This window comes from Geomonas sp. (assembly GCF_035254065.1).
Taxonomy (GTDB): Bacteria; Desulfobacterota; Desulfuromonadia; order Geobacterales; family Geobacteraceae; genus Geomonas.
Window position 1 is genome coordinate 26,203 of record NZ_DATFBA010000299.1, and the last position, 10,328, is coordinate 36,530.

Sequence of the window (10,328 nt, forward strand, 5' to 3'; positions counted from 1 at the left end):
TGGGCAAGTCGCCGACTGTTACATGAACTACCGCAGCCAGTACAGCAGCCCATTCATCGCGATGGCGTACACCCGATGCGGCTTGGGCCCCACGAAGGGCTTGCCGTCGATGAAGACCGTCGGTGTTCCGAAGAAGTTGGTTGTTGCCACTTCATTCATCTGGCGAACGGCCGACTCTTCGGTGGCGGGATCATCTAGGCACCGCTGTATCTCACTCCAGTTAATCCCCAACTCGTCGACTACCTTCTTGGCGAAGGCCGGCTCATCGAGGCGCGCGACGTCGGCGGAGAACAGCCGGTCGTTCAGCTGCCAGTACTTTGCCGGGTCACGGCGATAGACGCACTGGCCAAGACGGGTCGCCAGATCGCTCGTCACCATCACCGGATATTCGAGGAAGGTGAAGCTCGCACCGTACTTTTCGGCTGTCTCCTTCAGGTCCCAGTAGACCTTCCTGGTGTAGCCACAGCCGTAGCAGCCGATCAATACCACCTTCCTTTTTCCCGTCCCTTTTACCGTGGGGAATTCCGCCAGGTTGACGCCATGCAAGGTCAGATCTTTCAGCGTGACTGGCTTGACCGGACAACCGGGCACTGCCGATACCTTTACGTTCTCTCCTGTGGGATCCAGGAGGCAAAAAGCCGCCTCCTCCGAACCACTGCAGTTGCCGGTGACATAGAAAAGGTAGACTCCCCGCGCGGCAAAGAGAGTGCTGGCAACCATCAGCACGAACATGGTCCAGCTGAGGAGTTCGAAGTTCCTGCTGAGCAGGCGGGCGGCAGTTTCGCTGCGGTTGATCACGCTCCCGAGTATCCTGCTCTTCATCCTCTCGTCGAACCCGGTCGTGCAGGGTCGGAGGGTGACCCGCCGGAACACGCAGCCCCATGCCTGCTTGGCGAGCTCCCGGCTGCTGGCGCTGAATATCCCCATCACTGCCAGTATAAGAAAGGAGATGATACAGAACATGCTAGAGCACCTTGTCGATCTTGCGCAGACTGCGAATGAAGAGGTCCGCCTCCTCCATGGTGTTGTAAAAGTAGACCGAGGCGCGCAGGGAGCCGGAAAGTCCGTGCGAGTTGAACCAGGAGTGGACGCAGTGCTGGCCGGAGCGCACCATGATGCCGGCCATCTGGTCGAGCATCAGGGCAATGCGGTGCGGATCGATCCCCTGGACGGCAAGTGAGACGATGCCCCCTCTTTGGGCAGGGTCGGCCGGGCCGATGATGCGGAAGCGTGGCATTTCCCTGATCGCCTCGCTGATGAAGCTGTTGAGGAGCAGGTCCTGTTTCTGGACGAAGTCGAAGCCGACATTTTCCAGGTAGGCCAGCGCGGCCGCCAGCCCGATGATGCCGGCGTAGTCGGAGAGTCCCGCTTCGAACTTTTCGGGAGGGGGGAGGAATTCGCAACTGTCATAGGTGGAAGAACCGACGGTCCCGCCGCCGACCATGAAGGGTGAGAGCCGTTCCAGCAGGTCGAATTTCCCGAACAGCACGCCGGTCCCCGCTGGGCCGAGGAGCTTGTGTCCGGAAAAGGCGAGGAAGTCGATGTCCAGGCTTTTGACGTCCAGCCTCTGGTGCGGCGCGCTTTGTGCGGCATCGAGCATCACCAGTGAGCCGTTGCCATGCGCCTTCTTGATGATGTCGGCAGCCGGGATGGTGACCCCGTCCAGGTTCGAGCAATGGCCAAGGCTCACCAGCTTCACCTTTTCGTCCAGGAGGTTTTCGAAGGCTGCCAGATCGAAGCTGTTGTCCTCGTGGAAGGGGGCGATCCTCACCTTGACGCCCCGCTTCTTTGCCAGCTGCTGCCAGGGGAGGAGGTTGGAGTTGTGCTCTTTGGCCGAGATCAGCACCACGTCATCAGCCTTAAGTTCCAGGGAGTTCGCTACCAGGTTCAGCCCTTCGGTGGTATTCCTGGTGAAGACGATCTCTTCTTTTCTGCGGGCGTTTAGGAACTTCGCAACGGTGGCCCGCGCCGCCTCGCACTCCTTGAAGACCTCGGTGGAGAGCCTGTGCACGCTGCGGCCACCGCAAGCCGACAGCTCCAGGTAGTAACGGTTGATGGCGTCGAGGACGGATTGGGGGCGAAGGCTTTGGCAGGCGTTGTCGAAGTAGGTGATCGGCGGGCGGCCCTTTTTTTCCTGCAGCATCGGGAAATCCTGGCGAATCTTTTCCACGTTCAAGGAGAGTCTCCTGTTCTGTGAGTAGAAACCACCGCATCAGCACCGTGCAGGTAACTTGTAAACTCTCCCACATGAACCGAAATGAGTCAACTGAGAGGCGGCACAGCCGAGATACAGTAAACGTCTCATGCAAATCCCGTTCTAATCTTTTTACCTCAAGAAGAGGTATTGCCCTCCCGATAAACCTCCAGTGCTCAACGTTTTTTTGGAAAAAGAGCCTCCTTCATATTGCGCCATCGCCTGGCGGCACAACATCCTCGATGAAAAGGAAAGTGTAGATGAATATCAGCAGAAAAGTTTTCCTCGCTAACGTCATCATCGTCCTTGCAGCAACCGTCACCACCTCTGCCATTTCGATCTCCGTCACCAAGCGGGAGATCACTCGGCAGGTCGGCAATTCCCTGTCCGCCCGGGTAAAAGCCTTCCAGCAGTTGCTGGACAAGGACAGCCGTGGAATGACCTCCGTCGACGGTTCGCTGCAAGCAAACGGCGTGGCACTGGAAGGCCGAAACGACTTGACGGACAACATGAAGAGCATTTTCGGCGGGGAAGCAACCATCTTCCGCAACGACGTCCGCATCGCCACCACCATCAAGAAAGATGACGGCAGCCGCGCTATCGGCACCACAATGCAGGGGCCAGCCCGCGACATGGTGATAACCCGCGGCCTTCCCTTCCTGGGCGAAGCCACCATTCTCGGCACGCCGCACTTTGCGGCCTATCTCCCCCTGAAAAATGCCCGCGGAGAGGTGATAGGCGCGCTTTTCGTCGGCGAGAAGAAATCGGAGTACCTATCGGTATTTGACCATCTGCGCTACATGACCATCATGGTCTCGCTGGTTTTGGCCGGTGTTCTTTCCCTGCTGGCGTTCCTGGTGCTCAAAAAGGCCTTCACGCCCCTGCGAAACCTCGTGCAGACCCTGCAGGACGTCGCGGAGGGGGACGGCAACCTCACCCGGCGCCTCGAAGTAAGCCACGACGAAATCGGGACCGCCAGCAGGTACTTCAACAAGTTCGTGGAAAGCGTCCATTCCATCGTGGTCAGCGTGGCCGACAGCACCAACTCGGTAGCGTGCGCCAGCGCCGACATGCATGACAACACCGGGAAACTGGCGGAGACTACGGAGGCGGTAGCGGCTCAAACCGAATACGTGGCGACAGCGGGCGAAGAGATGGCCGCCACCTCGGCGGACATCTCCCACAACTGCCTCGCGGCTGTGGCAAGCGCCGAACGGGCCTGCGACCTCGCCAGCAGGGGAGCAAGTGATGTTGAAGGGACCATCAACCGGATGAAGCATATCAACGAGAAGGTGCGCATCACCTCGGAGAGCATCAGCACCCTGGGCTCCAGATCCGAGGAGATAGGCGACGTCATCAGCACCATCCAGGACATCGCCGACCAGACCAACCTCCTTGCCTTGAATGCCGCCATCGAGGCCGCCCGGGCCGGTGACCAGGGACGAGGTTTTGCGGTCGTCGCGGACGAGGTGCGTAACCTCGCCCAAAGAACCACCAACGCTACCAAGGAGATCGAAACCACCATCCGTTCCATCCAGCTGGAAACGGCAATGGCGGTGCAGGTCATGCAGGAGAGTGCGCAGGAAGCCGCCAGGGGGATGGAGGAGTCGATCAAATCCGGTAAAAGTCAGGCGGAAATCATCGAACAGATACGTAAAGTTACCTGCGAAATCGGACAGATTGCCACCGCAGCCGAAGAACAGAGTGCAACCAGCCGGGAGATAAGCAACAACGTGCACCAGATCACGGGGATCATGCAGGGAGCGGCCAAGGCCAACCGCGAAACCATGTCCACGGCGGAAAAACTGCACCAGCTCTCGGAAAACCTGAAGGGGCAGATTTGCAGGTTCAGTTATTGATGCGGCGTGTTAAAAAAAAGCCCCCCCTCTGCAACGGGTGGGGCTTTTTTTTGGATGAGGAATCAGCTTTCGCCGTCTGGCAAGTCAGACAGGCCCATCAAAGTCCGCCGGCTTCTTCGGCAACCACCTCGCTCCCCTCGCAACTCTCCCCGCCCTTTCTCTCCCGCCAGCGTTTTACCGATAGCGGCAGCACAACGGCGCCGAAGATAAGTCCGCAGCCCAGCCATTCACTGGCGGAAAGCCGCTCGCCCAAGATGCTCATCCCGCCCATCATGCTCCAGACCGGATCCAGCGTGTAGATGAGGCCGGCCTTGGTGGGGGTGGTGTAGCGCTGGAAGTTGTTCTGGAGGGTGAAGCTGATCACGGTGGGGAAGATCGCGCAGTAGGCGAGCGACCCGGCGGAGACGGCGCTGAACGAGAACGGCCGGGAGGGGAGTAACAGCCACAAGGTGCCCCCCACCAGCGCCACCGTCGCGAACTGGACCAGGCTGACCAGGTAGATGTCCTCGTCGCCACGCAGGATCTTGGAGACCGCGATGACCTGGAAGGCAATGAAGAGCGCGCAGAGCGTGGAAAGCACGTCGCCCCGATTGAATCCCTCCATCCCGCCGCTCGCCAGCTGCCAAAGCCCCGCCATGGCGAGGATCAGCCCGGCAATGGTCCAGCGGTCCAGGCGCTCACGCCAGAAGAGGAAGCAGAGCAGGGGTATCAGCAGCACGAAGAGGTTGTTGAGAAAGCCGGCTCGCGAGGCGGAGGTGCCGCTCACACCGAGCACGAAGGCCAGGTTGGTGGCGGCGAGCGTACAGCCGACGAAAAAGCCATTGCGAAGCGTCTGCCAGTTGAACCTGCCCAAGCGGGGCAGGCAGAGCGGTGCCATGATCAGCGTTGCCAGGGCGAACCTGAGAGCGAGGAAGGTGACCGGCGGGATATCCCGGAAGCCGAGCTTGTTGAAAACAAAACTCCCGCCCCAGAACACGGTACTCAACACGAGCCAGAAGGTGGCTTTGCCAGAATGAACATCTTCAGAAGTTAGAGTCGACATCTCACCAATTTAGGCGGCGCGGCCGCGCTTAGTCAATACTTCTCGCTACAACAAAAGATCAGTGAGGTCCCCTCCCCTTCAAGGGGAGGGACAGGGTGAGGATGGTGTCTTATCCATCCAGCCGCCAATCAACCGGCTCGATCCCATGCTTCACCAGATAATCGTTAGCCTTGGAGAAATGACGGCACCCCAGGAAACCGCGGTGAGCGGAGAGCGGCGACGGATGGGGCGACTGCAGGACCAGGTGCTTGCTGCCGTCGATCACCGCCCCCTTCTTCTGGGCGTAGGCCCCCCACAGCATGAACACCAGGTGCTCCCTCTGCTCATTCAGCAGGGAGATGGCGCGATCGGTGAAGGTTTCCCACCCTTTTCCCTGGTGGGATGCGGCCCGCCCGGCCTCCACCGTCAACACGCTGTTCAGCAGGAGGACTCCCTGGTCGGCCCACCTTTTCAGGTTGCCGTGCCTGAAATGGTCGCTGGAGAGCCCAAGATCGGCCTGAATCTCCTTGAATATGTTCACCAGGGAAGGTGGGATGTCGATGCCGTGCGGCACGGAGAAACAAAGTCCGTGAGCCTGTTCCGGACCATGGTACGGATCCTGGCCGAGTATCACGACTTTCACCCGGTTGAGCGGCGTGGCATTGAAGGCGTTGAAGTACTGACTCCCTTTCGGATAAATGATCTTTCGCCGGGAGATTTCCTGGCGCAAAAACTCCTTCAACTCCCTCATATACGGCTTTTCAAACTCCGCAAGGAGGTGACACTTCCAACTCGCTTCCAACTGCACCTGCGCTTCTGTTGTCATCCCAATCCCGTCCCCGCAGTAGATTTACCTTTGCGGAAAGTATCACAGGAATTCTCAGAGTACCAGCGGCAAAAGCCCTTAACGGTAGAGTACAAATATCGTGCAACTGCTCGGCTAATATGCACCTGCATCGTGGATGCCGGCTGCATGTTTATGTGAAATCGGCCCCTTACCTGCTGGCAGGGTTGTTGCTCTGGTAGGTATCGTTATCAGCAAATTGCAGCAGACAAGGAGCAGGTCGAGATGACGCAGATAAATCCTGGCAGCGTGGTATCGGTGCACTACATCGGAACTCTCGATAACGGTAAGATCTTCGACAGCACGGCCGACGACCAACCCCTCGTTTTCACCGTGGGCGCCGGGGAAATTTTCCCGGCCTTGGAGCAAGTGATCTCCGGGATGCGGATCGGCGAAGTTCGCAACGTGGTAATTCCTGCGGCCCAAGCGTACGGCCCGCGTTCCACAGAAAACGTCCTGTCTGTCAAAAAAAGCGCTTTCCCCGCAGGTAAAGAGATCAGGAGAGGGCAAAAACTCGCAGTCGAGTTCAACGGTGGCAGCAACCGGGTCATGATCGTGTCGGAAGTTTCTGAAGACGTGGTGGTCCTTGACGGCAATCATCCCCTGGCAGGGTTGGATCTCACCTTCGCCATTCGACTAGATGCGGTGAACTGAAACTAGACGGGCAGCTGTCCAGAAACATTTGTGATTCCGGGAAGAAAAACGCGACAGGGGTCTCCATTTCGCTTCTAACTCTCCGTTAAATAACGGAAATAAATGGTAAACACCTTGACGAAATTCCTCGGGAGGAGTAACCATATTTGCTTTCGAACCAGGAAGATTGCGGCTCTGCATCAAATTTAGCACGAGCTAACAATTCGGGTATAAATTCTGCACCACGATCTTTTCGTGGAACAATAGATCAATGGCTTTGCTAAGCCAAACAGAGGGCACAGATGGACACGTACACAATCGACATCGAAATCGAACACTACTACGGCGACCGCATGGCAACCAGCAGCAGGGAAGCCTGCCGCAGGCTCTACCTGCGTGCCATTTCCCGCTTTAATGGAGCCGAACTCGAAAAGTACCTGCACAGGGTCCAGAACCATGCCGCCGTGTATGCATCACTGAACAGGATGCTGCAGAGCCCCTTCCGGCATGTCGAGACTCCTCTTTTCCTGTCCAGCCTGGTGCTGTTCGTCGCGAGCGTGGTGATGGCCTCCAACGGCGACACCACCCCGATGATCGCCGGCGGCATGTCAGCCGCAGCGGTTGGCATGATCAACTGCAGCCGCAGGCTGTTCGGCTATCGCAAAGAGTATGCTGTCCGCGAGGCTGTATTCCGCGAGCTTGCGGAACAGCTCAACGAGGAATCCACGCTGTAATTGCCTGAAATATGCATGCCATCAAGGCTGGACAGGACTCATGGTCTTGATCCAGCCTTTTTTACCTTCCCCCTCCATTTCCCCTTAATACCAGCGCCGTACCGTTAACCTCTTGGCCTAACCACTAACTCCATCCTCTTCCACCAACTCTCCTCGCCCCTCCGGGAGAGGGTCGGGGTGAGGGAACTTCCCACGAAGATGCGCGGCCCTGCTCACCCCTCCCTACCCCGCCCCCTCCGGGAGACGGGCTCTGAAGCAGCTGCGTCACGTCTTGACAGGCTTGCCCACGATGCTTAGCTTTATTAAAACCCCGCCAGGAGCTATCACATGAGCGAGAAGGAAACAGAAGTACTCAAAGCGGAAGTCCATAACGAACCCGATACAGGGGGGCTGGTACTGGCTGCCGAAGTGCTGCCGGCAACCCTGCCGATCATACCCCTGCGCCCGCGCCCTGCCTTTCCCAATCTGTTGGTCCCCATGGTGCTCAACGATCCTCACGAGGTGGAAGCCGTGAAGCGGGCCATGGAGAGCCCGTCACACGCCTTGGGACTGGTGCTGGCGAAGCATGCCGACCTTCCTGACGGCCCCGACAATCTAAACGCGGTCGGTGTCGCCGGAAAGATCGTCAAGATCATCCATATGGATGACAACAGCGCGCAGTTCCTGATCAACACGCTGGAGCGCTTCACCGTTGAGGAGGTCACCCAGACCGGCGGCGTGCTGTACGGCAGGGTCAGCTACCAGTACGAGCCCGAGCTTTCGGTCAACAGCGAGCTGAAGGCATACTCGATGGCGGTAGTCTCCACACTGAAAGAGCTGGTGCAGATCAACCCGCTCTATTCGGAAGAGATCAAGCTGTTCCTTGGACGCTCGAGCCTCGACGACCCCGCCCGTCTGGCAGACTTTGCCGCCAACCTCACCTCCGCAGACGGAAAGGAACTGCAGCAGGTCCTGGAGTGCTTCGACACCCGCAAGAGGATCGACATGGTCCTCATCCTGCTCAAGAAGGAGCTGGAGGTCTCGCGGCTGCAGAGCAAGATCAGCAAGCAGATCGAGGAAAAGGTCAGCCAGCAGCAACGGGAATTTTTCCTGCGCGAACAGCTGAAGGCCATCAAGAAAGAATTGGGGCTGGAAAAGGAAGGGAAGACCGCCGAGATCGAGAAATTCGAAGAGCGCCTCAAGGAATTGAAGTTGAACGACGAGGCGCAACGTACGGTGACCGACGAAATAGAAAAACTTCGGCTTTTGGAGCCGTCCTCACCGGAATACCACGTCACCAGGAACTACCTTGACTGGCTGACCATCCTCCCCTGGGGAAAATTCAGCAAGGACTCCTACAACCTCGAAAAGGCCAGGAAGATCCTCGACCGTGATCACCACGGCCTTTCCGACGTCAAGGACAGGATCGTGGAATTTATCGCTGTAGGGAAGATGAAGGGCGATATTTCCGGCTCCATCGTCTGCCTGGTAGGTCCTCCCGGCGTCGGCAAGACCTCGGTCGGAAAAAGCATTGCCGATGCACTCGGGCGCACCTTCTACCGGTTCTCACTGGGAGGCATGAGGGACGAGGCAGAGATCAAGGGGCATCGCCGGACCTACATCGGGGCCATGCCCGGCAAGTTCATCCAGGCCATGAAGAGCGCAGGGACCTCCAACCCCGTGCTGATGCTGGACGAGATCGACAAGATCGGTGCTTCCTTCCAGGGAGACCCTGCCTCGGCGCTGTTAGAGGTTCTCGACCCTGAGCAGAACTCCACCTTCCGGGACCACTACCTCGACGTCCCCTTCGACCTTTCCAACGTGCTGTTCATCGCGACCGCGAACCAGCTCGACACCATCCCTGCGCCGCTACTCGACCGCATGGAGATCATCCGGCTCTCCGGGTACATACTCGAAGAGAAGATGGAGATCGCCAGAAAGTACCTCATTCCGAAAGCAATCAGAAACGCCGGCCTTAAGCAGGGGCAGGTAACCATCAGGAAAGCAGCCCTGGTCGCGCTGATAGACGGCTGGGCACGCGAGTCGGGCGTGCGTACCCTGGAAAACTGGATCAAGAAGCTGATGCGCAAAGCGGCTCGCGAATTCGCCACCGGTCGCACCGAGCCGATCGTGATAGGTAGGGATGACCTGATCAGCTTCCTCGGACAGCCGCTCTTTACCACTGAGGAGATCTTCGAAAACGTACCAGGCGTGGTCACCGGCCTGGCCTGGACCAGCATGGGTGGCGCGACATTGCCTATCGAGGCTACCGCCATGCCAAGCAAAGGTAAGGGATTCAAGCAGACGGGACAGCTTGGCAACGTAATGGTGGAAAGTTCGGAGATCGCCTACAGCTACGTGATGGCTCACCTGAAAGAATACGGTGTGCCTGAGGATTTCTTCGACAACCACTTCGTGCACCTGCACGTTCCTGCCGGCGCGACCCCCAAAGACGGCCCTTCAGCAGGGGTCACCATGGCAACGGCGCTTATTTCCATGATGACTGGAAAGCCGGTGAGAGCGAAGCTGGGGATGACGGGGGAACTGACACTGACAGGGCGCGTGCTGCCGATCGGTGGCGTCAAAGAGAAGACCATCGCGGCGCGGCGGGCCGGCCTCAAGACCCTGATTTTCCCGGAAGCAAACCGGAAGGACTTTACAGAACTCCCCGAGTATCTGAAGGAAGGGCTGGAAGTTCACTTCGCCAAGGAGTACACGGACGTGTACAAATTGGCCTTCGAGCGGAGAAAACAGCAGAAGTAAGGAGGTTGGCTGGACCTGTGTCAGTCCTGAAACACCTCAGGCAAATCTCCCCTGTCCCCCCTTTATCAAGGGGGGGACCTCTCTGGAGGAGACCTGTTCAAAACGTTTAAAGCCCCGATGCTAACCAGGCAGTCGGGGCTTTTTCACTTCGAGCGATGTTCCTAAACGCAAAAAAGCCCCATCCTGGTGGATGGGGCTTTTTCAATAAATTCCCTGCGGCGACCTACTCTCCCACACAGTTACCCGTGCAGTACCATCGGCCCTGAGAGGCTTAACTTCCGTGTTCGGGATGGGAACGGGT

8 protein-coding genes and 1 rRNA gene are annotated in these 10,328 nt (G+C 58.1%); 4 read left to right on the forward strand and 5 right to left on the reverse strand.

The window, feature by feature from the left end:
- Positions 1–27: 27 nt before the first annotated feature.
- Positions 28–963 carry a DsbA family protein gene (locus tag VJ604_RS13645; protein WP_324083344.1) on the reverse strand — a complete coding sequence of 312 codons (936 nt, stop codon included), beginning with the start codon at positions 961–963 and terminating at the stop codon, positions 28–30.
- A 1-nt stretch (position 964) separates the two neighbouring features.
- The gene (locus VJ604_RS13650; protein WP_324083352.1) at positions 965–2,170 is read right to left on the reverse strand and encodes an aminotransferase class V-fold PLP-dependent enzyme; all 1,206 of its coding nucleotides are present in this window, start codon (positions 2,168–2,170) and stop codon (positions 965–967) included.
- Between the two features lie 284 nt (positions 2,171–2,454).
- On the opposite strand from VJ604_RS13650, the gene VJ604_RS13655 reads away from it, so the two are divergent.
- Positions 2,455–4,053, forward strand: coding sequence for a methyl-accepting chemotaxis protein (locus tag VJ604_RS13655; protein WP_324083345.1), 1,599 nt, complete (start codon positions 2,455–2,457; stop codon positions 4,051–4,053).
- A 97-nt stretch (positions 4,054–4,150) separates the two neighbouring features.
- Here VJ604_RS13655 and VJ604_RS13660 read toward each other — a convergent pair whose 3' ends face one another.
- Positions 4,151–5,095: a DMT family transporter gene (locus tag VJ604_RS13660; RefSeq protein WP_324083346.1), complete on the reverse strand. Its 945-nt coding sequence runs from the start codon at positions 5,093–5,095 to the stop codon at positions 4,151–4,153.
- Positions 5,096–5,204: 109 nt separating this feature from the next.
- Positions 5,205–5,900, reverse strand: a complete 696-nt coding sequence (gene ung / locus VJ604_RS13665; protein WP_324083347.1) for a uracil-DNA glycosylase — start codon at positions 5,898–5,900, stop codon at positions 5,205–5,207.
- Positions 5,901–6,143: 243 nt separating this feature from the next.
- Between ung and VJ604_RS13670 the strand changes: the two genes are divergently transcribed.
- The 3 genes from VJ604_RS13670 (at position 6,144) to lon (ending at position 10,027) form a co-directional block, all read left to right on the forward strand.
- Positions 6,144–6,572, forward strand: a complete 429-nt coding sequence (locus VJ604_RS13670) for an FKBP-type peptidyl-prolyl cis-trans isomerase (protein ID WP_324083348.1) — start codon at positions 6,144–6,146, stop codon at positions 6,570–6,572.
- Positions 6,573–6,853: 281 nt separating this feature from the next.
- Positions 6,854–7,285 (forward strand): GSU0071 family protein, encoded by a 432-nt coding sequence (locus tag VJ604_RS13675; RefSeq protein WP_324083349.1) that lies wholly within the window; start codon positions 6,854–6,856, stop codon positions 7,283–7,285.
- Between the two features lie 327 nt (positions 7,286–7,612).
- Positions 7,613–10,027: an endopeptidase La gene (gene lon / locus VJ604_RS13680; protein WP_324083350.1), complete on the forward strand. Its 2,415-nt coding sequence runs from the start codon at positions 7,613–7,615 to the stop codon at positions 10,025–10,027.
- Between the two features lie 210 nt (positions 10,028–10,237).
- Here lon and rrf read toward each other — a convergent pair.
- Positions 10,238–10,328 (reverse strand): 5S ribosomal RNA (gene rrf / locus VJ604_RS13685); the annotation flags it as partial.

Bases quoted from the DNA above. Each gene is read 5' to 3' on its own strand.
- VJ604_RS13645 (WP_324083344.1), bottom strand. From the start codon at position 963: ATGTTCTGTATCATCTCCTTTCTTATACTGGCAGTGATGGGGATATTC.
- VJ604_RS13655 (WP_324083345.1), top strand. From the start codon at position 2,455: ATGAATATCAGCAGAAAAGTTTTCCTCGCTAACGTCATCATCGTCCTT.
- VJ604_RS13660 (WP_324083346.1), bottom strand. From the start codon at position 5,095: ATGTCGACTCTAACTTCTGAAGATGTTCATTCTGGCAAAGCCACCTTC.
- ung (WP_324083347.1), bottom strand. From the start codon at position 5,900: ATGACAACAGAAGCGCAGGTGCAGTTGGAAGCGAGTTGGAAGTGTCAC.
- VJ604_RS13670 (WP_324083348.1), top strand. From the start codon at position 6,144: ATGACGCAGATAAATCCTGGCAGCGTGGTATCGGTGCACTACATCGGA.
- VJ604_RS13675 (WP_324083349.1), top strand. From the start codon at position 6,854: ATGGACACGTACACAATCGACATCGAAATCGAACACTACTACGGCGAC.
- lon (WP_324083350.1), top strand. From the start codon at position 7,613: ATGAGCGAGAAGGAAACAGAAGTACTCAAAGCGGAAGTCCATAACGAA.